Below are 22506 nucleotides of genomic sequence, written 5' to 3' on the forward strand. Positions count from 1 at the left end.
CTATATGTTTTTGAGGGCTTTAAAGACAGTTGCAAATGTCTCAATAGCTTTTTTAATTTCTTCGGCTCTTAGTTCATCGTTTTCTTGAGTTGGCTCAGTATCTTCAATGGCTTCTTGGGCAACTTCCCATCGTTCTTTCCACTGCTCCAGTGTACCCTTTTGGTGTTCCGGCTCTTCACCAATGCATTCACCGCCTTCTGTTTTGATGAATGGCAAAATCATCCAATTATGCTTTGAATGCATAGTTTGAACAAATTTCTCGCAATACTTTTTCAAATCAGCAGGGTCTGCTGCTTCCTTTTTAAGGGCAATGAATTCTGCTTCGTGAAAACCTTCATTTGGTAGGATATCAATCCAAATTAAAGGGTAAGGTGTGCCGGATAAAACACCTTTGAGATTTATTCGTTGCTCGACATACATGAACTTAGTGAGATCAAAGCGTCCGGTCCATTTTTCAACTTTTTTATTGTATGCTTCAATTATCAACCAAGCTAGGTCAACTGAAACAACCATTTGGCGGGGTGTCGCATGGCCAGTCAGACGAAATCCTAAGTCAATTTGAGGACCAATAAAATCCAAGAACTGGTTTTGATTTTTCTTGGGATCAAATGCTAATCTTTGAGCTACTAAACGTACCCACCGATCGTCCCAAACTGGATTTTCAGCATTTGGGGGTTCAAAAGTACCTCCGACTACAATCTCAAAGTTGTTGACTGGAAAACCTGCCAACCAGCCAGTAGCTTTCAGATCAAGTCGACTATCTTTTGTTTTTAGAATTTTTCTTACGGAATTAACTGCTTTAACAAAACTTGCAACGCTGAAAAGTGCTTCGTCGTTGGTGGCAATATCTACATAATATAGAGCCTCATCACCTGACCCCTTCCAAAAAACAGGCTCAGAAGATTTCAAGTGAGAAAAGTCTTCCCCAAGGTTCTTTTTTGAAGATTGCCATTCCGTGCGCAGATGACGGTCAAAGTCCGAAAAAAATCCAGCAATAACTTCTTGCCAGTCTTCGCCATCTCTTGACGCTTGTTTAAGTGCTGTGGAACCTACAATGTCAACGCTAAGAAATAATCGTAGAACGGACTGCAAGAATTTGGTTTCAGTCATATCCTACCAAACGTCCAATCCTAATTGATCGGCGCGTATTTCAGCAGCTTTGTATGACACCCCAAGCTTCTCTGACATTTCAGTGAGGTAACCTTCACACTCATGATATGTTTTCGTGAAAGCATTCTCTGGCATTAGAAAACCAGCAGCAAACCAATTGGCTTCCCACTCAACTGGGCCACTTCCGTATCGATGAGCTTTCATCGCTTGCTTTTCTTCATTAAGGATGTAGTGAAGTACTAAATGTCCCAATTCATGGGCAATTGTAAACCTTTGGCGGTTTCTACCAACGTCATCTGCAAGGAAAATCTTAAACTTACCGTCTTCGTCGATGACTATAGAGCCGTCCTGTGTTTCATTAATAGTTCCGTCAGAAACATAAATAATCTCGCCTCCAAGTTCTTCAATAATTGGAAGTAAAGACTCACCAGGTGTATACCCCAATCTCTCAGCCACCTGAGCAGCGAGGTTTAGAGTTTCCTTTTTTGAAAGTTTGGAACTTGATGGTGCTATAAATTCGGTCATAACAATACTGATATAGCGTTAGTGGTTAAATGCACAATGCCTTAGACGATTGTAAAAGTAAAGATTTGCTTTCATTATAATAAAGTGGAGTACTATAGAATGTGCTTAAAATCACACATTTCTATATGTCTATTTTAATTGTCTTGTTGTTGCTACTTATCACGCACAAAGCATCTCAGCTCATGAAGGCTTCCCAGGCTTATGGCGAGCAGCCTTATTCTCACCCAGTTCAAAAAGTGTTCATTAAATGGAATTGCCCGGATTGATTGAAAACACCCCAGAAAACCGTACAATAAGTTAGTCCAGAAAGTCCGATGACATTCCTCTTTCTGGAGACGTTTTTTGGACTCAGAAAAAGGCGCAACACAATGGGCAGGACTTTCGGCTATTCAAGGGTTTCAACAAATGATCAAGACTGGTCCTTACAACTGGATGCTTTGATCAAGTACGGTTGCGATGAACGGGATATCTTTAAGGAGAAACAATCAGGTTCTAAACGTGACCGAGTTCAACTGAATGCTGTTCTAGATTTGCTGCGAGCTGGTGATAAATTGGTTGTCTGGCGGCTTGATCGTCTTGCCCGTTCCCAACGTGACCTCTTAGAAATCTCAGACCTCATCAATTCCAAGGGTGCAGAACTTGTTTCCCTGATGGATTCAATTGATACCAGTACTGCCACTGGCAAACTTCTATTCAGTATCCTTGGTGCTTTAGGCGAATTTGAAAAGAACCTTCTCATTGAACGCACAAAGGCAGGTCAAAAAATCGCCAGAGACAATGGTGCAGTGTTTGGAAGACCTCAGAAATTAACCCCTGATCTTATCAAGCATATCAAACATGCTCATAATGATAAGAGCGTTACAGTAGCAACGACCTTGAAACACCTGAATATCAGCAAATCCAGCTACTATAATGCCCTGAAAATGTAAGGTACTGTCCATAAAGTGCCTGTGCTCATTATTGGTCTTTGTAGCTCATCACGGTTAGACCATAATGGCAACCAGCCATCTGCTAGGGCACGATATCCCAGTAGATAGAACCTTGGACATTAAGGCACCCCAAAACAGGATAACATTCTGGGCGCGCCACTTTCACCCTGCTAAGTCAAATACTTAGCAGGGTGTTTCCTTTTCAGGGCATATTTCAGAAAATCATTTGGACGCAATTTGGACGCAGTCGGTGTGATTTCGTAGGGCTTCAACCCCAGCACCTGCCGATACCCCTTACTCTTATATACTTCTTTTAAGATTCTAAAAGAATCCACCTGTCCAACCTGTCCAAGTGTCCAAGTGTCCAAGCCGCAATTAAAACAAAAGCTTATCTTGGACACCTTGCGTTTTAATCTGTCCATAAGGTGTCCATACGTAGGTAAAAAGAAAACCGACTGTTGTTGCAGCCGGTTTGAGTAAAGGGAAATTATCTTTTATTTATTGCCTACGGTCTCGTTTTTGTCATTCAACCAGCCCTGTGATTGAAGATCTCGCGCTATTTCAGCTTGCCAATTCATTGTTTCATCTTCGATCATTGTAACAGTAACTGCATCCAGATTGCATTTTCGTTCAAGACGGTTCCCCAAGTCTCTAAGGTTTGTTGCCAAATAGCTAAGTAATTTTTCCATAGTGGAAACAGCATCATCTTTTCTGATGAGTTCACTGCGTTGCAATCCTGCTTTGTGTTCGGCTATTACCGTTTCGGCCGCTTTTTTACGGACTTCTAGGGGGAATAAGGAAATTCCCCGGTCTTGACCGCCTTCCAAGTCAAGGCTGGATTGATGGCGTATCAATTCCTCATCTCTTTTTCGAGCTTCTTCCATGGCTTCATGTTTTATGGATTGTCGCCACGCTTTTAGTAGGTCGAGGTCAATCTGATACGACTTTCCATTCGCGGAATGCATCGTTGACGCCTTCACCGATATTCAGGGCTGTATTCATGATCAGCAAGCGAGAAAACCTTTCTGACATGTCTTGTGGAATAGTAAGCCCCAGAAGACCGCCCCAGTCCTGACAGACCAGCGTAATATTTTGCAGGTCCAATCGCTCAATGAGCCTCATCAGATAGTTGCGATGGAAGTGGAAGGTGTAAACATCTTCATCAATGGGTTTGTCTGATTTCCCAAAACCCAACAGGTCTGGCGCAATCACGCGAATTCCGTTTTCAACGAACACCGGGATCATTTTACGATAGAGGTAACTCCAGGAGGGTTCACCGTGTAGGCAGAGAAAAATTTCTGTAGCGTTAGGATCGCCTTCATCCAAATAGTGAAGACGTAGTCCTTCATAGCCTTCAAGGTCATCAATGTAGTTGGGTTTGAAGTCATAACCCGGCAGGTTTTCAAAATATTCATCAGGTGTGCGTAAAGCATCAATCATCATCTTTTCCTTAAGTCTTGTTTAAGCTTGAGAAAAGTATGACGAGTATATTTGTGACGATAAATGATCTATAAAACAAAACATTGGTGCTAAAATTGCACCAATAATAAGACTTAGATATACATTTGATCGAAGTTCGGGATGCGTTTCTCCCATATAGGAACCGAGCTGCCTATATGCTCTTTCAGATAACGGATGAACAGTTTTGTTTTGATCGGTGCTTCTTTGTGAGGGTAGACAGCATAACACTCCCCAAAGTCAGCCAGTTTCAAATCCGTCATGATTGGAACCAGCTTGCCATCCAGAATTTCGTCATGGATCATATAGGCTAGAACACAGGCGATGCCGACACCATCAATCGCGGCTTTTAGATAAAGCTCGTCCTCATTGGATTTGTAGACTGTGTTTAGCTTGAAGTGAGCGTCTTTTGCGCCGTCAGAGTATTTGATTCTGTCACCCTGTATCCCGCTGGTCGAAAAGATTGCCGCTGGTAGTCTCTCAACATCAAAAATTGTTTTCGGGGTGCCGTGTTTGTCAAGAAGGCTTGGTGCTGCCACAAGCAACATCCGGTTACGTGCAATTTTGGTTGTAATGAGCGAGGAGTCCTTTGGTTTGCCCAGTCGAAAGCCAATGTCATAGCCCTCACCAACCAGATCGACAAGGCGGTCCTCTAATCTCAGTTCGATTTCCACATCCGGATACTCCTTCTGAAAGGCAACCGCAGCAGCATGGATGTAGTGACGCCCTAGATAACTCGGACAAGTAATCCGAAGTAAACCTCTTGGCTCAGTGTGATAGTTCTGTGCCAATCGTTTGGTGTCTGAAAGTAAGCTACGCAATTGCTTAGCTTGCTTGACCATCTCGGCACCAGCAGCGGTTAGGGATATAGAACGGGTGGTCCTATTGAGGAGGCGTACATCAAGTTCATCTTCCAGTCTGGTGATCTGTTTTGAAATAACAGAACGATCCACATTCCTGTGTTCAGCGACTTTCGTAAAAGTCTCCATCTCAACGACTTCAAGAAAGAGAAGTAAACGGCTGGGGAAATCCATGTTGCACCATTGTTGTCATTTAGGCATCAATGCAGTCTATGTGTCGAGTGTTTTCATGCAACATTATTGTGTATGTTATAGATGTGTTTTGAGACATTCTGGGTTAGGTCAAACTATCAACGTCATCACGACTCTTTTTTGGCGATAGTGATGCTGTAAGTCAGTAGGAACACGCCTTGAGAAGTAATAAATGCCATTCTTGATGAATGTGTAATGGGGGAAATGGTCTACGGTTTGGTCTACTGAGGTCATAAAAAGGTGCTCCACAACAGGTGAAGGCATCCAAAATTTTCAGATAATCTGGGAAGAATATCGTTTTAAAGCATTGATATTCTTATATTGAGGCCAGAAACGACAAAACCCCAAGGCGTTAACCTCGAGGTTTTGAAAGTGGCGCGCCCAGAAGGAGTCGAACCTCCAACCGCCTGATTCGTAGTCAGGCAAACATTACATCACGCAAGATAATTACCAATCACTAAACGTCATTAAGATACTGTTTTATAATAAAAATAGTGACATTCCATTATTTTAGGCGTAACCATAAATCACTGCGAATAACGATAATCTGCGTCCAAATTGCGTCCAAATGGAATTTGGCACTTTCAACAGACACAGATAATATCGAGATAGAGAGGCCCAAAAGGTGTCCAACCTGTCCAAGGTGTCCCAGCGCTTTGATATCTGCGCGCTAGAGGAAGGACAGGTCAGGGAAACACCTGTCCAAACCCTGTCCATGAAGTGTCCAGATCGGATGATGTGAGGTAATTATGCCAAAATTGACAAAACGACTTATTGATTCGCTTAAGCCTGCGGATAAGGAATATTCCGAATGGGATGATGAGCTGAAAGGTTTTGGTGTACGTGTCAGCCCCAAGGGCGCAAAGACATTTCAGGTCTATTGGCGAGTCGCAGGTCGCCGCGAACGCAAACGCAAAGTGGGACGTTATCCGGCCATGACTGTTGATCAGGCCCGCAAAGCCGCCTTTGAACTTTTGTCAGAAGTGGAACGTGGCAACGATCCGGCAGTCAAACAAGACCTGTTGCGTAAAGCTGAAACCATGAAAGAACTATGCGAACGGTTCATGACGGAACATTCCATTCCCCATAACAAGGAAAACACCATCGCCGATAACCACAGCATGATTGATCGGTTCATTCTGCCAAAACTAGGGGCTACCCTTGCTGTTGATGTAGCGAAGATGGATGTCCGCCGACTACATCAATCTTGCAGCAAGACGCCATACCAAGCCAACAGGCTTCTATCTCTATTATCTAAAATCTTTAACTTTGCCTCAGATGACCTGCTGGAAATTCGCCATGACTGGCGTAATCCGGCGGAACGGGTCCAGAAGTTCAAAGAAGAAAAGCGCCGCCGTTACCTCAGCCGGGATGAACTACAGGCTGTTTCGCAAACTTTGAACATTGCAGAGACGGAAGGCCTAGCCGTTGCTCAAACGGTTGCGGCCATCCGACTGTTGATATTCACCGGCGCTCGACACCGTGAAATTCTCACAGCCAAATGGGAATATGTAAATTGGGAACGCGCCTGCCTGTCCCTTCCCGATAGTAAAACCGGGGCCAAAGATATTCCGCTGAATGGCCCAGCGCTGGCAATTTTGCAAGGGATCGATAAGCTGAAAGACAATCCTTATATGATTGTGGGGAAATTCAAGGGCACCCACTGGGAAGACCTGAGCCCCACCTGGCGACGCATTCGCCAGCGCGCTACAGTCATGCTATTGGAACAAGACGACGTATGGGGACCTGTCATTAAACGCCATCAAGAAGAAACTGGTAAAACCCCTACCTTAAATGACCTTGAGAAAATTGCGACTGACAAAGACTATAAACTGCCCGGTGGTGTCACTGACGTACGTATCCATGACCTACGCCACAGCTTTGCAAGTATCGGTGTTGGCGCTGGCATTACCCTACATCAGATCGGTGGCCTTATGGGGCATACACAAACCCAAACCACAGCAAGATACGCACACCTCGCAACCGACCCGCAGCAACAGGCCGCAGAAGTAATAGGACGCCAATTATCAGACGCGATGGGGCTTGAGCAAGAGAGCGCTGAAATTATTCAATTCTCAAAAAAGTGATAGTGTTATGTCTCAAGCATTTGATATTCAAATCAGCGCTGGCCGGAAAGGGTTGTCAGCCCCAGCGCTTAAAGTATTCTTCCAAATTGCGAGTTTATGGAAGTTATCCAATACCGAAAGCATGACGCTTTTGGGGCTTTCGCATTCCTCCACTTTCTATCGGTGGCGTAAGTCGACCGAAACAGCGCGATTAAAACGTGATACACTTGAACGGGTTTCACACATCCTTGCCATATACAAAGCCTTGCAGATATTGCTGCCCGATAAACAGCGTGCCGATTGCTGGATAAAGCAACCCAACAAGGCACCGATCTTTGCAAATCGCCCAGCGCTGGATCGAATGCTTGCAGGAAATGTTGCTGACTTGTTCGTGGTCCGGAGACACCTGGAAACTAAAATTTAGTTTCATCTATGTTAGTCAAATTCATTTAACTAACAAAAATCACCTATTTCGTTATTTAATTGTTCATAACTAACATTCATGTTATTTACACTAGTATAAATAACGAAAATGCCGTTTTATGTTAGTTAGGGGGGAAAGATGGCTGCAAGAGAACAAACCGGACAATTTATAAATGGCTCGGCAGTCGCTGGCGATACCTACCAAGCCTATATCCCTGACCCGCTACCACCTACCCCGCCATTAGATATGGGCCAACTGTATCCATTACTAGATCAAGCTAGTACAGCTTTGGGGCGACTGGATGGCATGAGCATGATTTTGCCTGATTCCAAACTCTTTCTATACATGTATGTCCGCAAAGAAGCTGTATTGTCATCGCAAATTGAAGGTACGCAATCCTCTCTGTCTGACTTGCTGCTCTTTGAAACAGAAGAAGCTCCTGGCGCTCCTATTGACGACGTGACCGAAGTCTCCTGCTATGTTGCTGCCATGAATTACGGGTTAGACAGGCTAAAAGAATTCCCACTGTCTTTGCGGTTGATCCGAGAAATTCATGCGGAATTGATGAACAATGCCCGGGGTGGTGATAAACAACCCGGCGCATTCAGAGCGTCACAAAACTGGGTTGGGGGGACACGCCCCAGTCGGGCTAATTATGTCCCGCCACCACCGGAAAAAATGGGCGAATGTCTAAACGCCTTTGAACTATTCCTGCACGATGAAAAGAACCGCCTCCCAGCGCTGATCAAAGCCGCGCTGGCCCATGTGCAGTTTGAATCCATTCACCCCTTCCTTGATGGAAATGGGCGTTTGGGGCGTTTGCTGATTACCTTTATTTTATGTACAGAGGGCATCCTTAAAGAGCCTTTGCTATACCTTAGCCTGTATTTCAAAGCCAATCGACAAGCCTATTACGATCACGTGCAAAACGTCCGTGAAACAGGAGACTGGGAAGCCTGGATAGAGTTCTTTCTTGAAGGCGTTATTGATACAGCCAATCAGGCTACGGCGACAGCAAGAGCTATTATGGACCTCTTTGAAGCTGATCGATTTAAAATTGGTGAGTCCGGCAAGTCCACGGCCGCTGTCTTGACAATTCACACTTATCTGCAATCCCAGCCCATTGCAAATACCGGTACCATTAAAGAGGCGTGTAATGTTTCGCTACCAACGGTTCTGCGCAGCCTAACAGCGCTGGAAGATTTGGGCATTGTTAGAGAGGTAACAGGGAAAGAGAGGAACAAAGTATTCGTATATCAGGATTACATCAGTATCCTAAGCAGCGGTACAGAGCCTATAGCGAGGTAGGCCGTGAAAAATCCATGCTGTAATAAATTGACCAACGCCTTTATCCGTTCACGTTTTGAGGCTCAGAACAGACGTTGTTTTTATTGCGAGGTTGAATTACCACCTTTTTCACTTGGCAATGGTCCAAATAATAACCCTCACATAGGGTTTACTGAAGATCATTTCATTCCCAAAGCCCTGGGTGGAGCAAACGATTGGTCAAACAAAGTCTTTGCCTGTCAGCCCTGTAACAATGCTAAAAAACATAGATTACCCTCTCCTCATGAAAAACAAAGATTTGCCAGGTTGAATTATATCAACCCGCCTACTCCAGACGTTCTCTCACTTTCCAACAGAATAAAACGTCAAGATAGTTAGACGTTTATATTAGCGTTTAGCGCTGATTTCCATTTGAGGGAAAATCTAGTTCAAACCCACAGTTTACTTGAGGTTTGACTGGTTCCCTCGGGTTGCGATTGCTTTTCTCAAAATTGTTAATATCCGTCATTGCAAGCTCTGTGATACATTTGTTTTTTCATCGGGTAAGTCAGTGGGGGCATGATGAAATCTATTAAAAAAAGAAACATGCGCAGGGCAGAAAGTCTTTCGCGGCAAAGGCAAACGCTGCCTCAAGGCCAAGCTGGCATTTCTCCACCAAGAAAGATTAAAGAGATTTGGAAAAGCGCTCACCCAATACTTAAAACCTTGTCTCCGATTGAATGGCTGGGTGAATGGGTGGCTTACTGCTTTAAAGCTTCTGCTGGTTTGCGATTGGTTGCTGAATTTATTGCTTTGGCGATTGTTGTGGTTACGTTTATCGCTTTTTGGCTGGAATACGAGCAACGCGGCATAGATCGAGGAGTGCGTATCGCAACCTTGTTTGCCCAGATCGCTCAGGTTCATGCCTTGCCTGATGGAAAAGGCTTGAAAGCCTTGACGCCAAGTGTTGAGGCACTGGTGCGTGAAAATGTGCCTATCGAGCGGATTGATTTGAATGGCGCTGTTTTGGCACAGGCTAATCTCTCTGGGGCCGATCTCTCTGGAGCCGACTTCTCTGGAGGCAACCTCTATAGAGCCAACCTCTCCGGGGCCGATCTCTCTGAGACCAATCTCTCTGGGGCCAACCTCATTGGGGCCAACCTCTCTGGGGCCAACCTCTATAGCGCCAATATCTCTGGGACCAACCTCATTGGTGCCGATCTCTCTGAGGCCGGCCTCTATAAGGCCAACCTCGCTGGAGCCAACCTCTATAAGGCCAACCTCGCTGGAGCCAACCTCAGAGGGGCTGACCTCGCTGGGGCCATCCTCGAAGGGAGCATCCTCATCAGAACGGATTTCGAAAAGGCAAAAAATGTCCCCAGCCTCAAGAGTGCTTTCGCCATTCCCAACAGGCCGCCCACCAACATACCGGAAGGGGTGGAGATTCCTGCAAAATGGGTTTTGCCTACAAAATAACGTCATTGTTTTTACCCTTTAACCGCCGAAGCGATCCCCTTTATGATGAGCAGTCATAATAAGTCGCCCCCCCTATTTATCTTCGCCAGAAACCAATACCTGCTTAGGTAGCCAGCCGGATTTCATCTGATTGATGGCGTCCATAAATTCATGTGATGTCAATTGAGTTGCCGCGAAACAGTCTCTATTGCCTTGCCTGCCCTCAACTTCAATCCGCTCACTAGCTAGTCGTTCAATCATCCAGGTACAATGAAGCTCCTCAGAATTAAGGGCGTCCCTTGCATTGGCCTTAGCTGGCAAACCACGCTTTTCGATGAGTTTTTTTGCCGTACAGCCAGCAACCTCTTTATTGATTGCATCGGTGCAGTTTTTGAAGCCAAAGCCGTTAACACCATGATCTTGCAAGATTTGGGTGAAATGCCTGCGATAAACCAAGCCTTTATCCCGCTCTTCCTGCCAAAATAACCCCTGACCATTTAAGGCATCTTCCATTTCATTAAAGCGTTGGATGTAGCATTCTTTGAATTCTGCTGCCTTTTTGCCTGTGAACCCCATAACCAAGAAAGTGAAACCATCTTTGGTCATCTGGTATGACTTACGTCCTTTCCCTTGATCATCTATATATTCAGCCTCCTTAAAATTAAGGTGGCGAAATTTTTTTGAACAACCGATGCCTTTAATTTTTTGAATGACATTATCGTGACGTTTTCCGAAATAATCGGCCACATCACGGCTATCAGCAAAGACCTTACCTTTGAACTGCTTTACGACAGGTAACACCCCATTGTCCTCCCCTTACTGACCAAACGATATCATCAGGCATAACCGACAGCCCCCTATGTCTTGTTAAGCAGGTTGCCTTCATGCCAGTTCACAAACAGACCATCCTTTTGCATGGCACTGATTAAACGACGGGCATTTTTGCGTGCGGATTTCTGGACACCACCCAAGAGGGGTGCATTTTCTTCATGTTCTAAAATGGTACGAATAACGTCATAACAATCAGACAGCAGTGACCCGTTCGGCACATCCAACAGACCTTGGCGCACCACATCACAAAAGGCGAGATCCACAACCTGAAACGCCAGCATCAACGGACGATCTTCAAAATCCTTCAGGTATTTGGAACTCAGGAATTCAATTGCTGTGGCAATATTGGTACGGCGATTTGCATCGTGCCGGGGTAGTGGTGAAATACACACCTGTTCCATCCCCTCAGCAAACCAATCTGGCGGGGTGAAACTAAAACTCTCAAAAATTTCATTTCTCTGTCCTTACTGTTCAGAATTTGGTACCTCTACCATTATGTTATTATAAGAGTTTCAGAATGGCCAAAGGCCTATATGTCAGCTAAAATCTTAAGTCTGGATACATTAAAGGAAGGTAACATGGCAGATGAACCAACCGATGATGAAGTACGAGCCTATGCTGAAAAATTACGTGATCGTGGCCGAAACTCCACCATGGAGCAGCTTATAGAAACTTGCCTTGCCTATAACGAAGAGAGCCGCCGGAGTGATCGACTCCATGCGGCTCGAATGCAAAAATGTAAAGAACGTTTATACGCTTCAATAGAATACGCCTACCATGAGTTACATCGAAAGCCTTTAGATAAAGTTGAAATGCATATGTATCGACAATGGCTTATTGAAAAACAGGGGAAATCATAACAATTCGCCTAACTAAAAACTTTAATGTCCCTATTATGAAAATACTTGAAGCATCCTTTGCAGGAATTCATTTATCACCTCATCGGGACAATCTGCCGACCTCAATAAGTTAACAATTTTTGCATATTCAGGATCGTCTACTAAGCTATAGTCAGATTTTGGCGTAGACTTGAATTCAATAACATTACTCATTATTCTTCCTCAATCAAACCTTTGCCATTTATGCGTTTCACCGACAATCGTCAGAGAACCCCATAAACGCCCATCCGCCTCAAAATAGTCCAAACCATCCTCTCGTACGGCTGTATGTAAAGGTCCTGCCCCATTTCCTCGCCTTGATTTTATGTCTGTTGCGAATGCACAAAAAGCTCCTTTTTCGCTTTCAGTCATCAATGAATATTCGTGCAAAATCTTTTGCATACTTTCTTCTTTTCCTTGTGTGATTCCTTTAGTGGTTTTCATCTCTGCCCCTTCTTTACCAACAAGCCGCATAATAAGCGGCGCACTGAGATCGGGATTTCATTGAAACTGGCATCTGTCTGACATTATTACGCTTTAAAGAATGAAAACAGATGTCTGCTGTTACCAATTCCGCCCGATCCGCTTTAATTAAAGCCCAAGCCCTTTTCAGAGCTTCTTTAAGGTATTGGCGAACAGAACCGCCAAAATCTTCCTGGGCTTCCTGAGCAATGGCCCACGCCATACGCATCACCTTCTTCGCCAGCGCCGTTACATAGACTTTCTGAACTGACACAAACGCCTGACGTTTGCCTTGCTCCCAATTACGGCTAAATACTGATTTCATCCGGTAACGCATTGCATGAACTCCATATTGATTTCATCATCATCAATATGTACACTGTACACACAAACAGGTCACAAGTCAATACATTGTACAAATACAAATGGACACAGTACACATGATAAACAAAGAACAAGTCAAAATGGCCCGAGCAGCATTGAGCTGGGGGGTCCGTGAATTAGCAGAAAAAGCAGGAACAACCGCCAACACTGTAAGTCGGTTTGAAAATGGTGCAGACGCAAAAGTTAGTACGCTTGAAGGTATTCAGGTAGCCCTTGAAAGCGCTGGTATTGTGTTCATAGAAAATGGTGCCCAGAGCCTAGAGGGTGGTATTGGCATAAGGCTAAAGGAAAAAACATGATACCAAGATATCTTGATATTTGGCTGACCATGAGGGACATTCTTTCTAAAAGAGGCATTCATGACGAACCTGATTTTTTTGATACGCCCGATTATATCTTTGCCGATCCTGACTATGAAACAATCTACTTTATTCAATCAGAACTCAAAGCTCATGAACAATTGGGCTTTGTACCACCGTTGTATGAAGCACTGAAAGTCAGCAGCGATAGTGGCATTATGGTTCCCGGCTTAACCGAGGCATTCGGACAAACTTATTTCACCTATATAAACGAGGACCGAAAAAAAGGAAAAACAAAGGCCCAAAGAGACCATGACGCTTATGAAAGATACTGTGACCTATTTGAAAGATGGTTGATAATCTGGAATGAAGTAATAGATAAGAGGACTATAAGCGCTATGGGGATAAAAGATATTCCCGCATCAAGAGGAACAACTCTTAAAGAAGTCTTGGAAAATTTGGTAGGTGAGAAAGATTTTGAAATTGCATCCGAAGCAATAATCGAAATGGCACACAATTCCCCTGACACAAAGTTTCTTCGCAAACGAGATCGCGGCGGGAACTTAACAGACGCAATAATCACCCCTCAAACTCTTATGAAAAGCTTTGATGAGTTCAGAACGAAATATGACCAAAATGGTTGGGTGTATGCTCCTTGCCTAGATTTTACAGGATTCATAAAACGCAATGATAATCCCCACAATACCGCTGGCGGTTTTTATTTTCGAAGTCCTTGGGTATTTCTCGCATTTACCGAAATTGTCAGACTGTTTAGAAAACCATCCAGCTTGTTAACAAGCCTTAAGGATATTCAGAAGGACCCAAACTTTCGGAAATCAGCAATTTTCAACAATTATCCAGTAGCTATGGACGCTGCTTTGCAGTTAGCTCAAAGATATTATGAAAGAAAATTTGGATAAAATGATATCCACTCAAAATAGTACTTTTTGAGTGGAACGGCTATATCTCAGTACATTCAAATTGGATACCACCCTAATTGGCCCTTTTAGCTTCGTTGGTACACACTTCAAATTTACCAATAGTGACCGTGTTCTTCATTTTTAGGAAACACGATCATGAACTCTTCTATTAAATCTCCCTATCTTCCTGACAACGTTGCAAACAATGAACCCGCAGGTCGTCCCATTCCAACCGATCCGGACGCTCTATTGTTTCCAGCAGAAGCTGGCTATTTATTAGGTAACAGTACAGGGACACTTGCTAATTGGCGAGTTCAAGGCAAAGGCCCTTCGTTCATCACTTGTGGGCGTAAACAAATCCGCTACCGCCGCACTGATGTCTTACGATGGATTGCTGACAACAGCTTTTCTTCCACTTCAGAAGCAGGTGTCGGCCAATGATTATTGCAAAATCCTCTTCCGACTTTATCTGTGACGTTTCGCCTGTAATTGCCCGTCACTTGAGAGCTCTATACAGAACTGCCGGTGACGATGCAGAACGTTTGGCACAAGACTTTTTGAAAACCTCACGCAATCCGCAATATCAGACTTGGGCAAAGTCCTATGTCAGATTTGGACATTTACACTGCTGGAAGGCCAATGCTGCACGTATGATTTCCAGCCGCTGTGAAGACCTGATGCTATCAGGTGGTGGGGCACTGGATATCAAATGCGCCCTTAATTCTGAGGCGGCAATCTACGATGAGGCGAGAAGTATCTTTAAACAATTTGCTGCCAAGGGGGTGAGCCAATGACCCAGCGCATCGACTTCGAAAAGATAAATCGTACTGCCCTGTCCTGCCTCCCCTCCATTCTGGCGCGTTGGTTGCCGGATGGCAAAACCCAAGGGGCAGAGTATGTCGCAAAAAACCCGCTGCGCAATGACCGGCATAGCGGCAGCTTCAAGGTTAATCTTTATTCCGGCAAATGGGGTGACTTTGCTACAGGTGACAGTGGCGGCGACATTGTCAGCCTTGGCGCTTTCCTAACCGGCATTAGCCAGAAAGAATCTGCTTTGGCCTTGGCCGAGATGCTAGGGGTTGATGCCTATGAGTAAGGATAAGGCTGAAATCTTCCGGCCACTTGGTGAAAATGAAAAGAAACCCGCCCAGCGCCCTCGTTCAAACAACAAGGGCGATTGGGAGCCCTTGCTTCTTGTGCCTGCTCATGCCGGTGAGCCGCGACCACATTATAAACATGGTGACGCGGATACTAAATATTACTATCGCAGCGTGACAGGGGAGCTGATCTGTATCGTCCATCGCTTCGATCTACCCGGTGGTGGCAAAGAAGTAATCCCGGCCAGCTATTGCACGAACTCAAAACTTGGCAAGACACAATGGCGCTGGATGGCTCCACTTGAGCCTCGTCCTATCTATAATGCTCACCTTTTGGCACAATTCCCCGATGCGCCGGTTATCTTATGTGAAGGCGAGAAAGCAGCCGATGCCTGTGCGCGGCTAATGCCAAAAGCTATTGCAGTGACCACATTGGGTGGATCGAACGCAGCCAAACATGCCAATTGGGGCACTCTCGCTAAGCGTCGCGTTGTCATCTGGCCTGACGCCGATGCTCCGGGCATGAAATATGCCGGATATGCTGCAAAGGCGCTGGCCGAGGTTTCTGCACAGGTTTCCATATGCCGACCACCTGACAATGTTTATGAAGGCTGGGATGCTGCGGACGCCGAGTTAGATGGCTGGGACGAGGATAAAACCCTTACTTTCTTGCGGGAAGCTAAACCGGCAGATGAGATATTAAACTCAAAAGAGGGGCACACAGAGACAGGCAAGGACAAGACGGGCCGAACAGGGAAGAAAAAGGGGGCGGCTTCATCTGATACAGAAGAAAGCAGCGGTCGTATTCCTCAGCGTGATTTACTTATTTCCATCATAGATGAGATTGAGCTTTGGCATGACGATGACCGTAATGCCTATGCGTCTATTCACATAAACGGACATTGGGAAAACTGGCCGATCCGCTCTAGGGATTTCAGGATATGGCTATCCGGTCGCTATTATAAAGAATTTGGAGGAGCGATAGGAAGTCAGGCGCTGGAAGATGGTCTTAAGGTTATGGAATCTGAGGCAATCCACGAAAGCCCTCAACGCCAAGTATGTCGCCGTATCGGTGGCCTAAATGGCAATGTCTATTTGGATTTATGTGACAAAGCTTGGAAGGCCGTAGAAGTAACGGCGCACGGTTGGTGTGTGATAGACCGTGCGCCAGTTAAGTTCTTACGCTCCAATTCCATGCAGCCTTTGCCGGAACCGGAAGAAGGCGTAACTATAGAACGAATGCGCGACTTCATCAATACAGGCACAGAAGATGATTTCAGGCTTATTGTCGCCTGGCTGGTCGGTGCTTTAAGGCCCGATGGCCCATACCCCATACTCTTAATCAATGGGCAACAGGGCTCATCTAAATCTACTGTATCACGTTTCTTGCGCGACTTGATCGACCCAAATCGGTCCTCTATCCGTTCTCAGCCCCGTGATGAACGCGACTTGATGGTCTCTGCCGTAAACAACAGGGTATTGGTTTATGACAATGTTTCAGGTGTTTCCCCATGGCTATCAGACGCGCTGTGTCGCTTAGCCACTGGTGGCGGCTATGCCACACGGGAATTACACAGTGATCAGGGTGAGACTGTTCTGGAAGCCCAGCGCCCCATGTTGATGAACGGTATCCCCGGCCTTGCTTCCCGGCCAGATTTAGGAGATCGATCAATTGTTATCGAACTCCCGACAATTCCAGAAAACCAGCGCCGCACTATGAAAGAAGTAAAGAAGACATTTGAAGAGGCCCGACCTGGTGTGCTTGGGGCCTTACTGGATGCTGTATCCGCTGCAATACGCAATATTGAAACCGTTCAAATGAAAGAAGCGCCCCGCATGGCTGACTTCGCTGAATGGATCACAGCCGCTGAACAGGGACTTGGCTGGATTGAAAATTCCTTTGTGCCGGTCTTTAAAGAAAACAGAGAGAATGCCATTCGCCTGAGTGTAGAAGATGATCCGCTGATACAGGCTATCATTCAGATCGTCGATGAAGGTACACGTTATAAAGGAACGGCCAGCGCCTTACTTGAACGCATTAACGGCTATGTACCTGATACAACCCGGCGTGCAGGTCATTGGCCCAAGACACCATCTGGCATGGGAACAGCGATGAAACGTATTGCGCCGAGCTTACGTACCATCGGCATTCATACCGAGCGTGCTAAAAGCGGGGATCGTTTCTGGCTTATTGAGAGAATCTCAGAACCATCCGATCCGTAAGTTATTCAATGACCTATTATCCCACCCCCTCTTTCTCTCTATAGCCGCAAGCCCTTAATACATGTCCGTTTAAACCACCCTGTGGCTCATCTGGATAATTTCATCCCCACCCTCAGCACATAGTCCCATGGGTCCCTCTGACCCTTTATTCCACGAGCGGGTCAGCGGAGGCGCGGCCTTTCTCTGGTTTTTAATTTTATTTTATCTATTGATTTTTGTTTTGGTTTTTATTTTAATTTCAATACTTTAGGAGAATACAATGAGTGATAAAAACTTATTTGGCGTTCAAGATGCAGCTAGTGCTGTGTCCGTTTCTGAAACAACCTTTCGCAGATGGCTAAAAGACATACGTCAAAAATGGCCTGAAGGTGGTAGCGACTGCCCTGTAAAAGAATGGGGTGGACATGGTAAGTCGTATCAGATTGACCTAGATCTACTAAATACCTGGCGACAATCCGTAGAAAAGGAAGCTATAGAAGAAGCTCGAAAAAAAGATGAAGAATTGATACGCCACCAATCCAGCCTCGATCTGGAAGGTGGTGAAGATAAAGGGGTCTCCCTATTACCACTGGAAGTTCGTAAGAAAGCAGCTGAAACGGTAATAGCTGAACATAAAGCTGGACTGCAACGCGGTGAACTCATCAAAAAAGATGATGTAGTTTCCACTATGGAAAAATTGCTCAGCTATCTGTCAACAAACCTTAGGGATTTGGGGAACCGTCTTGAACGAAAATGCAATCTGGATGCCGTTACCGTTACGATGATCGAAGATGAAACAATGAATTGGCAAGCAGAAATGGCGCGTGACCTTCAATCACATGGCTGGTTGGATAACAAAACTGAGGCACCATAGAAAAAATAAAAGATAATTTCCCTTTACCTAAACCGGCTGCAGCAACAGCCAGTTTTAATTTTGTCAAATCTGGACACCTTATGGACAGGTTAAAATGCAAGGTGTCCAAAATAAACATCTGTTTTCATTGCGGATTGGACACTTGGACAGGTTGGACAGGTGGATTCTTTTAGATTCTTAAAAAGAATATATAAGGAGGAGAGCAGAAGGCAGATATGCGCTGGGGGATGAAACAGCACGAAACCATACCGAGTGCGTCCAAATTGCGTCCAAATGATTTTTGAGAATATACCCTAAAAGGAAAACACCCAGCTAAGTGTTTGACTTAGCTGGGTGAAAGTGGCGCGCCCAGAAGGAGTCGAACCTCCAACCGCCTGATTCGTAGTCAGGTACTCTATCCAGTTGAGCTATGGGCGCTTACCCTTACCCTCGTTCCGATAAGTTCTGTGTGGAACCCCTCGGTGGGTGGCGCGGAAAGTAGCGACATGGCCTTCATTGGTCAAGAGGAAAAATGAACTTTTTTTCAAAAAAATGATATTCGCTAAAAAATATCCCCTTAAGAGTGGAAAAAACGTAAATACGCCCTTGTCCCAAGGACTTGCTTTAGGGTAAGATTTGCTCGCATTTATCTGGGGGAACCTAGGCTTATACCTCTGGGGAAATCACAAATCATAAAATTTGGCCCTTCGTATAGGCCAAGTTCGAGACTTAAAACAAAGGTAGCCGTACACTATGGTTCTTAAGTGGTCAAAGGCAGGGGTTGTACTTTCCGCACTCGCGTTATCTGCGTGCTCTTTTACAGAAGAAGCATTGTGGCCTTCCCTGACAGGGGAAGACCCGGCAGAAAACACTGCTACGTCAGAACAAACTGCAGCACAGCAAGCTGCGGTAAACTCAACAATCGCCAGTGCGGGTCAACCCGTTCTTGGTACAACGAATTTCGAACCTGCACCAATTACGCAAGGTGAAGCAACAGGAACGTTCGTTGGGAAAAAAGTGGTCACCATGCGTGGCGAACTGTCCCAATTGATCGAACAAATCCGTATCCATAATACGGAACTGCAGAACCTGCGCGCCAAAACAATTCAGGATTCGCAGCGTTACCACGGAACCGTCGCTGCCATTAATGCGCGTCTGCAAGTGGGCACCACACCGGGCAACCCGATTTTGGTACAACAGTTTAACAGCTCTCTTTCCGATCTGGATCGCATCAGCAGTGACATTGCGCAAATGAGTTCGCTGACACAAAAAGTCGCCGAAGTTTCTGCCATGTCCGCTTATATGCTGGAATCTGTTCAGTCCACATTCGGGCTGAGCGGTGCGGTTGATGAAGACCACCGTCAACTGGCCATCCTGCAAGATGAAGTCAACCAGACGGTTGTTTTGATTGAACGCCTGCTCAAAGAGGTCACAGAAGATGTTCGTCGCCAGACAAATTATGTTGCGGCTGAACGTGCAAACCTGAACGCTTTGGCTGCTGGTGTGAAGGCGGGTGAAATTTACGGGGCGTCGCTTTCCAACCGGATGGTTGTTGCCAACACAGGCATCACATCCAATGCGACACGCCCAAGCTTCCAACGCACGGCCTTGTCACCAAACCGCCGTCCATTGGTCGTCATTCGCTTTGATCGCAACAAAGTCAATTACCAACAGGCCCTGTACACAACAGTAAGCCAGGTTCTAGACCGCCGTCCGAATGCGATGTTTGATCTGGTCGCTGTGTCCCCGGAACGTGTATCCACAGGTCAACAGTCCCTTGGCAAAACCCAGTCTCGCCGTCAGGCCGAACAGGTTCTGCGCAACTTAACTGAAATGGGTCTGCCACCAAGTCGTGTTGCTTTGGGGGCAAGCACCAGTCCTACAGCGACAGCCAACGAAGTTCACCTCTATCTTCGTTAAGCAAAAAGCCATAGTTAAAAAAAACCGATTCATAGAAATATGGATCGGTTTTTTTATCCCCTTTGACTTGACCAGCTGTTCAAGTTATTAAAAAGGCCAATCGCACCAATGAAAGGGAAAGTCATGGCCTCTTTAGAAGATGATATTGTATCTGAAGTCGTATCCTGGGCTGAAATCCATAAAGATACCCGTGTTCTTGCACGTCAACTTTCCAAGCGCGCCCCTTTCAAAGGCATTATTGCGATCACCCGTGGTGGTTTAATCCCCGCAGCCATTATGGCCCGTGAACTGGGGATCAAGCTGATTGAGACCGTTTGTGTTGAAGCCTACCGTGACGATGCTGCAGAGCTAAGCGGTTCTGTTAACGTGATGAAAGAAGCAACACAAGCTCGCGACGGTGAAGGCTGGCTGATGATTGATGACCTTGTTGATACCGGGACCACAGCCAAGGCCGTTCGTGAAATGATGCCCAAGGCTTATTTCGTAACCCTTTATGCCAAACCCGAAGGCAAACCACTGGTCGACAGCTTCGTCAAAGAGGTCGAACAGGAAACATGGGTCTTCTTTCCATGGGATACCCAGCTGCAATATAGCAAGCCGATTGCCGCAAAATCTGACTGATCGGACTTCCTCAGAAAAATATGCTATGCTTTGGGAATGATGCGATATTTGCTCATTCTTTTCATTCTTCTGTCTAGCTCACCAAGCTGGGCGGATCTTCGCTTGCCTGTGGGGTTTAGCCTTAGCGAATTTGCCCATATTCCCGGTGCACGCAGCCTTGCACCCGCCCCGGAAATAGGCGCTGTTTTTGTGGGCTCGCGTGGTTCTGCGATCCATATGATTGTGGATCATAATCATGATGGCAAAGCCGACAATGTAATCCGTCTGATTAACAGCCTAAAAGTCCCCAATGGGATTGCCTGGAAAGACGGCTATCTTTATGTGGCTGAACAGCACCGTCTGATTCGTTTCCATATTGGTGATCAGCGCCCTAAAAAACTACGCTCTCCAGAAGTTCTCTTTGATAAGTTCCCTGATCGACGCTGGCATGGCTGGCGATATGCCAAATTCGGACCAGATGGGGGGCTATATATCAGTATTGGCGCCCCTTGCAATATCTGTAGTTTACGCGGGCAGGAAGGTACAATTCTCAGGTTTGATCCAACAAGTTGGGTCCCCTCAATTTTTGCTAAAGGGGTGCGCAATTCCGTCGGTTTTGATTTTGACCCGATAACACAGGATTTGATTTTTAGTGATAATGGCGCAGATCATATGGGGGACGACCTGCCCCCGGATGAATTAAACCGCGCCCCTCTTGGCGGATTGCATTTTGGCTACCCCTATTTTGGTGGTGGTGATACTCGCACCACAGAATTTCTGCGCCACCAGCTTCCAGAAAATCGTCTGCCCATTCACAAATTTCAGGCCCATGTCGCCCCCTTAGGGGTTCATTTTTATCAAGGGAAACGCTTTCCTGAATATTACCGTCAAGGCGTCTTTGTCGCCCAACATGGTTCCTGGAACCGCAGTATTCCTGTCGGCTATCAAATCTCTTTTCTAGCTTTTGACCATTATGGCAAAGTTTTAAAAGAAGAAGCCTTTATCTCCGGCTGGCTCAATGCTGAGCATGATGTGTCAGGGCGTCCGGTTGATCTGACCACATGGGCTGATGGGCGCTTACTGATTTCAGATGATAGCGAAGACAAAGTCTATATTGTTGATTACCATAAATAAGGCATCACCCCGATCACAGGTTCATGCGCAAAAAAGAGCAGGAGATATAAGAGAAAAGCAGCAAGAAACCGTTGTGCCCCAATATGTGGCCAGCCAGTCACCACGCGCGCCTTTAGCTCTTGCCAGTCCCTTTCTCCCATTTTTGCCTTGCGTTTATCATCCAGTGATTTTGGCCCATATAGACTTAAGGCCCCCATCAAAGCGAAAAATAAAAGAGAAGCCACATCCCCATTGGGCAGCATATGGACAAAAGACCAAAGGGCAAAAGCGATAAAGGCCGGATGACGCGTCAGCCCCACAATACCGGGATTGGCCGGATCAAATCCCTTTCCCCCTTTGCCCAATGAAAAAGGGTTGGGCTGACTGAAGGTACAAATCAGCAAAACACAAACGGTATACATCACGATAAGCACAACAAATCGCATCCAGTCCTGTGTTGCCCATAATCCCATATAAGGTGCTTTTAGGTAACTATGGAGCAACCATGCAAATAAAAACAAACTGATGATGCCATAAACAGACATAAATATTTTTTCACCCATACGCTCAACCAGACGTGCTCGTAATGGTCGATAGGATGGAATGATATGTGCGAGTAAAAAGACACTCATTGCGATGATCAAATCAGACATAAGCTGTTG

General features: G+C 45.7%; 26 protein-coding genes and 1 tRNA gene. 16 read left to right on the top strand and 11 right to left on the bottom strand.

The genetic code is table 11. The features are described 5' to 3' along the window. Entirely contained in the window at positions 1-1110 is a 1110-nt protein-coding gene (locus E4K71_RS12550) for a hypothetical protein (RefSeq protein ID WP_135080075.1), read from the bottom strand. A gap of 3 nt (positions 1111-1113) precedes the next feature. Then, positions 1114-1635, bottom strand: a complete 522-nt coding sequence (locus E4K71_RS12555; RefSeq protein WP_135080076.1) for an ImmA/IrrE family metallo-endopeptidase — start codon at positions 1633-1635, stop codon at positions 1114-1116. Between the two features lie 368 nt (positions 1636-2003). Here E4K71_RS12555 and E4K71_RS12560 point away from each other — a divergent pair, with 368 nt between their 5' ends. Then, on the top strand, positions 2004-2564 hold the full coding sequence (locus E4K71_RS12560) for a recombinase family protein (protein WP_167730519.1): 561 nt from the start codon (positions 2004-2006) through the stop codon (positions 2562-2564). A gap of 494 nt (positions 2565-3058) precedes the next feature. Here the strand turns inward: E4K71_RS12560 and E4K71_RS12565 are convergent, their stop codons facing one another. The 3 genes from E4K71_RS12565 to E4K71_RS12575 all read right to left on the bottom strand — a co-directional run bounded on the left by E4K71_RS12565 (position 3059) and on the right by E4K71_RS12575 (position 5011). Further along, positions 3059-3529 carry a hypothetical protein gene (locus tag E4K71_RS12565; RefSeq protein WP_135080079.1) on the bottom strand — a complete coding sequence of 157 codons (471 nt, stop codon included), beginning with the start codon at positions 3527-3529 and terminating at the stop codon, positions 3059-3061. Continuing rightward, entirely contained in the window at positions 3495-4007 is a 513-nt protein-coding gene (locus tag E4K71_RS12570; protein ID WP_135080080.1) for an alpha/beta fold hydrolase, read from the bottom strand. The genes E4K71_RS12565 and E4K71_RS12570 overlap by 35 nt, the downstream gene beginning before the upstream one ends. 110 nt (positions 4008-4117) lie before the next feature. Then, positions 4118-5011, bottom strand: coding sequence for a LysR family transcriptional regulator (locus tag E4K71_RS12575; RefSeq protein ID WP_206201907.1), 894 nt, complete (start codon positions 5009-5011; stop codon positions 4118-4120). Between the two features lie 812 nt (positions 5012-5823). On the opposite strand from E4K71_RS12575, the gene E4K71_RS12580 reads away from it, so the two are divergent. The 4 genes from E4K71_RS12580 to E4K71_RS12600 all read left to right on the top strand — a co-directional run bounded on the left by E4K71_RS12580 (position 5824) and on the right by E4K71_RS12600 (position 10306). Then, positions 5824-7161, top strand: a complete 1338-nt coding sequence (locus E4K71_RS12580) for a site-specific integrase (RefSeq protein WP_135080082.1) — start codon at positions 5824-5826, stop codon at positions 7159-7161. Between the two features lie 7 nt (positions 7162-7168). Beyond that, positions 7169-7564, top strand: a complete 396-nt coding sequence (locus tag E4K71_RS12585; protein ID WP_135080084.1) for an antitoxin Xre-like helix-turn-helix domain-containing protein — start codon at positions 7169-7171, stop codon at positions 7562-7564. Between the two features lie 138 nt (positions 7565-7702). Then, positions 7703-8872 carry a Fic family protein gene (locus E4K71_RS12590; RefSeq protein WP_135080086.1) on the top strand — a complete coding sequence of 390 codons (1170 nt, stop codon included), beginning with the start codon at positions 7703-7705 and terminating at the stop codon, positions 8870-8872. Between the two features lie 537 nt (positions 8873-9409). Further along, positions 9410-10306, top strand: a complete 897-nt coding sequence (locus tag E4K71_RS12600) for a pentapeptide repeat-containing protein (protein WP_135080090.1) — start codon at positions 9410-9412, stop codon at positions 10304-10306. Positions 10307-10378: 72 nt separating this feature from the next. Here E4K71_RS12600 and E4K71_RS12605 read toward each other — a convergent pair whose 3' ends face one another. Next, entirely contained in the window at positions 10379-11086 is a 708-nt protein-coding gene (locus E4K71_RS12605; protein ID WP_135080092.1) for a Rha family transcriptional regulator, read from the bottom strand. 56 nt (positions 11087-11142) lie between these two features. Beyond that, positions 11143-11517 carry a hypothetical protein gene (locus E4K71_RS12610; protein WP_135080094.1) on the bottom strand — a complete coding sequence of 125 codons (375 nt, stop codon included), beginning with the start codon at positions 11515-11517 and terminating at the stop codon, positions 11143-11145. 177 nt (positions 11518-11694) lie between these two features. Between E4K71_RS12610 and E4K71_RS12615 the strand changes: the two genes are divergently transcribed. Next, on the top strand, positions 11695-11976 hold the full coding sequence (locus E4K71_RS12615) for a hypothetical protein (RefSeq protein WP_135080096.1): 282 nt from the start codon (positions 11695-11697) through the stop codon (positions 11974-11976). Positions 11977-12177: 201 nt separating this feature from the next. Here the strand turns inward: E4K71_RS12615 and E4K71_RS12620 are convergent, their stop codons facing one another. Both E4K71_RS12620 and E4K71_RS12625 read right to left on the bottom strand, forming a co-directional pair. After that, entirely contained in the window at positions 12178-12438 is a 261-nt protein-coding gene (locus E4K71_RS12620) for a hypothetical protein (RefSeq protein WP_135080098.1), read from the bottom strand. 13 nt (positions 12439-12451) lie between these two features. Further along, positions 12452-12781, bottom strand: a complete 330-nt coding sequence (locus E4K71_RS12625) for a hypothetical protein (protein ID WP_167730521.1) — start codon at positions 12779-12781, stop codon at positions 12452-12454. A 115-nt stretch (positions 12782-12896) separates the two neighbouring features. Between E4K71_RS12625 and E4K71_RS12630 the strand changes: the two genes are divergently transcribed. The 7 genes from E4K71_RS12630 to E4K71_RS12660 all read left to right on the top strand — a co-directional run bounded on the left by E4K71_RS12630 (position 12897) and on the right by E4K71_RS12660 (position 18232). Continuing rightward, complete coding sequence (locus E4K71_RS12630) at positions 12897-13139, top strand: helix-turn-helix transcriptional regulator (RefSeq protein ID WP_240796805.1); 243 nt, start codon at positions 12897-12899, stop codon at positions 13137-13139. Continuing rightward, positions 13136-14059, top strand: a complete 924-nt coding sequence (locus tag E4K71_RS12635; RefSeq protein WP_135080101.1) for a hypothetical protein — start codon at positions 13136-13138, stop codon at positions 14057-14059. Before E4K71_RS12630 ends, E4K71_RS12635 begins: the two co-directional genes overlap by 4 nt. 156 nt (positions 14060-14215) lie before the next feature. Continuing rightward, a complete protein-coding gene (locus E4K71_RS12640; protein WP_135080103.1) occupies positions 14216-14500 on the top strand; it encodes a helix-turn-helix domain-containing protein in 285 nt (94 codons plus the stop codon). After that, entirely contained in the window at positions 14497-14853 is a 357-nt protein-coding gene (locus tag E4K71_RS12645) for a hypothetical protein (RefSeq protein ID WP_135080105.1), read from the top strand. The genes E4K71_RS12640 and E4K71_RS12645 overlap by 4 nt, the downstream gene beginning before the upstream one ends. Further along, positions 14850-15155 (top strand): hypothetical protein, encoded by a 306-nt coding sequence (locus tag E4K71_RS12650; protein WP_135080107.1) that lies wholly within the window; start codon positions 14850-14852, stop codon positions 15153-15155. The genes E4K71_RS12645 and E4K71_RS12650 overlap by 4 nt, the downstream gene beginning before the upstream one ends. Further along, on the top strand, positions 15148-17379 hold the full coding sequence (locus E4K71_RS12655) for a DUF6371 domain-containing protein (protein WP_135080109.1): 2232 nt from the start codon (positions 15148-15150) through the stop codon (positions 17377-17379). Before E4K71_RS12650 ends, E4K71_RS12655 begins: the two co-directional genes overlap by 8 nt. A 259-nt stretch (positions 17380-17638) precedes the next feature. Continuing rightward, a complete protein-coding gene (locus tag E4K71_RS12660) occupies positions 17639-18232 on the top strand; it encodes a hypothetical protein (RefSeq protein ID WP_135080111.1) in 594 nt (197 codons plus the stop codon). A 340-nt stretch (positions 18233-18572) separates the two neighbouring features. Here E4K71_RS12660 and E4K71_RS12665 read toward each other — a convergent pair. Next, positions 18573-18649 (bottom strand) — tRNA-Arg (locus tag E4K71_RS12665). Positions 18650-18964: 315 nt separating this feature from the next. Between E4K71_RS12665 and E4K71_RS12670 the strand changes: the two genes are divergently transcribed. The 3 genes from E4K71_RS12670 to E4K71_RS12680 all read left to right on the top strand — a co-directional run bounded on the left by E4K71_RS12670 (position 18965) and on the right by E4K71_RS12680 (position 21865). Next, a complete protein-coding gene (locus E4K71_RS12670; protein WP_135080113.1) occupies positions 18965-20131 on the top strand; it encodes a hypothetical protein in 1167 nt (388 codons plus the stop codon). Positions 20132-20254: 123 nt separating this feature from the next. Beyond that, a complete protein-coding gene (gene gpt / locus E4K71_RS12675) occupies positions 20255-20752 on the top strand; it encodes a xanthine phosphoribosyltransferase (RefSeq protein WP_135080114.1) in 498 nt (165 codons plus the stop codon). A gap of 48 nt (positions 20753-20800) precedes the next feature. Beyond that, positions 20801-21865, top strand: coding sequence for a PQQ-dependent sugar dehydrogenase (locus E4K71_RS12680; protein WP_167730522.1), 1065 nt, complete (start codon positions 20801-20803; stop codon positions 21863-21865). On the opposite strand, the gene E4K71_RS12685 is transcribed toward E4K71_RS12680, so the two are convergent. Continuing rightward, positions 21853-22497 (bottom strand): NnrU family protein, encoded by a 645-nt coding sequence (locus E4K71_RS12685; RefSeq protein ID WP_135080119.1) that lies wholly within the window; start codon positions 22495-22497, stop codon positions 21853-21855. The genes E4K71_RS12680 and E4K71_RS12685 overlap by 13 nt on opposite strands. Positions 22498-22506: the final 9 nt, after the last annotated feature.

Source organism: Terasakiella sp. SH-1, assembly GCF_004564135.1.
Taxonomy (GTDB): domain Bacteria; phylum Pseudomonadota; class Alphaproteobacteria; order Rhodospirillales; family Terasakiellaceae; genus Terasakiella.

Excerpts from the sequence above, each read along its gene's own strand:
- E4K71_RS12630 (WP_240796805.1), top strand. The coding sequence starts at position 12,897 with ATGATAAACAAAGAACAAGTCAAAATGGCCCGAGCAGCATTGAGCTGG.
- E4K71_RS12645 (WP_135080105.1), top strand. The coding sequence starts at position 14,497 with ATGATTATTGCAAAATCCTCTTCCGACTTTATCTGTGACGTTTCGCCT.
- E4K71_RS12625 (WP_167730521.1), bottom strand. The coding sequence starts at position 12,781 with ATGAAATCAGTATTTAGCCGTAATTGGGAGCAAGGCAAACGTCAGGCG.
- E4K71_RS12610 (WP_135080094.1), bottom strand. The coding sequence starts at position 11,517 with ATGGAACAGGTGTGTATTTCACCACTACCCCGGCACGATGCAAATCGC.
- E4K71_RS12620 (WP_135080098.1), bottom strand. The coding sequence starts at position 12,438 with ATGAAAACCACTAAAGGAATCACACAAGGAAAAGAAGAAAGTATGCAA.
- E4K71_RS12655 (WP_135080109.1), top strand. The coding sequence starts at position 15,148 with ATGAGTAAGGATAAGGCTGAAATCTTCCGGCCACTTGGTGAAAATGAA.
- E4K71_RS12670 (WP_135080113.1), top strand. The coding sequence starts at position 18,965 with ATGGTTCTTAAGTGGTCAAAGGCAGGGGTTGTACTTTCCGCACTCGCG.
- E4K71_RS12550 (WP_135080075.1), bottom strand. The coding sequence starts at position 1,110 with ATGACTGAAACCAAATTCTTGCAGTCCGTTCTACGATTATTTCTTAGC.
- E4K71_RS12580 (WP_135080082.1), top strand. The coding sequence starts at position 5,824 with ATGCCAAAATTGACAAAACGACTTATTGATTCGCTTAAGCCTGCGGAT.
- E4K71_RS12585 (WP_135080084.1), top strand. The coding sequence starts at position 7,169 with ATGTCTCAAGCATTTGATATTCAAATCAGCGCTGGCCGGAAAGGGTTG.
- E4K71_RS12575 (WP_206201907.1), bottom strand. The coding sequence starts at position 5,011 with ATGGAGACTTTTACGAAAGTCGCTGAACACAGGAATGTGGATCGTTCT.
- E4K71_RS12615 (WP_135080096.1), top strand. The coding sequence starts at position 11,695 with ATGGCAGATGAACCAACCGATGATGAAGTACGAGCCTATGCTGAAAAA.
- gpt (WP_135080114.1), top strand. The coding sequence starts at position 20,255 with ATGGCCTCTTTAGAAGATGATATTGTATCTGAAGTCGTATCCTGGGCT.
- E4K71_RS12555 (WP_135080076.1), bottom strand. The coding sequence starts at position 1,635 with ATGACCGAATTTATAGCACCATCAAGTTCCAAACTTTCAAAAAAGGAA.
- E4K71_RS12635 (WP_135080101.1), top strand. The coding sequence starts at position 13,136 with ATGATACCAAGATATCTTGATATTTGGCTGACCATGAGGGACATTCTT.
- E4K71_RS12640 (WP_135080103.1), top strand. The coding sequence starts at position 14,216 with ATGAACTCTTCTATTAAATCTCCCTATCTTCCTGACAACGTTGCAAAC.
- E4K71_RS12570 (WP_135080080.1), bottom strand. The coding sequence starts at position 4,007 with ATGATGATTGATGCTTTACGCACACCTGATGAATATTTTGAAAACCTG.
- E4K71_RS12600 (WP_135080090.1), top strand. The coding sequence starts at position 9,410 with ATGATGAAATCTATTAAAAAAAGAAACATGCGCAGGGCAGAAAGTCTT.
- E4K71_RS12685 (WP_135080119.1), bottom strand. The coding sequence starts at position 22,497 with ATGTCTGATTTGATCATCGCAATGAGTGTCTTTTTACTCGCACATATC.
- E4K71_RS12660 (WP_135080111.1), top strand. The coding sequence starts at position 17,639 with ATGAGTGATAAAAACTTATTTGGCGTTCAAGATGCAGCTAGTGCTGTG.
- E4K71_RS12565 (WP_135080079.1), bottom strand. The coding sequence starts at position 3,529 with ATGCATTCCGCGAATGGAAAGTCGTATCAGATTGACCTCGACCTACTA.
- E4K71_RS12650 (WP_135080107.1), top strand. The coding sequence starts at position 14,850 with ATGACCCAGCGCATCGACTTCGAAAAGATAAATCGTACTGCCCTGTCC.
- E4K71_RS12560 (WP_167730519.1), top strand. The coding sequence starts at position 2,004 with ATGGGCAGGACTTTCGGCTATTCAAGGGTTTCAACAAATGATCAAGAC.
- E4K71_RS12590 (WP_135080086.1), top strand. The coding sequence starts at position 7,703 with ATGGCTGCAAGAGAACAAACCGGACAATTTATAAATGGCTCGGCAGTC.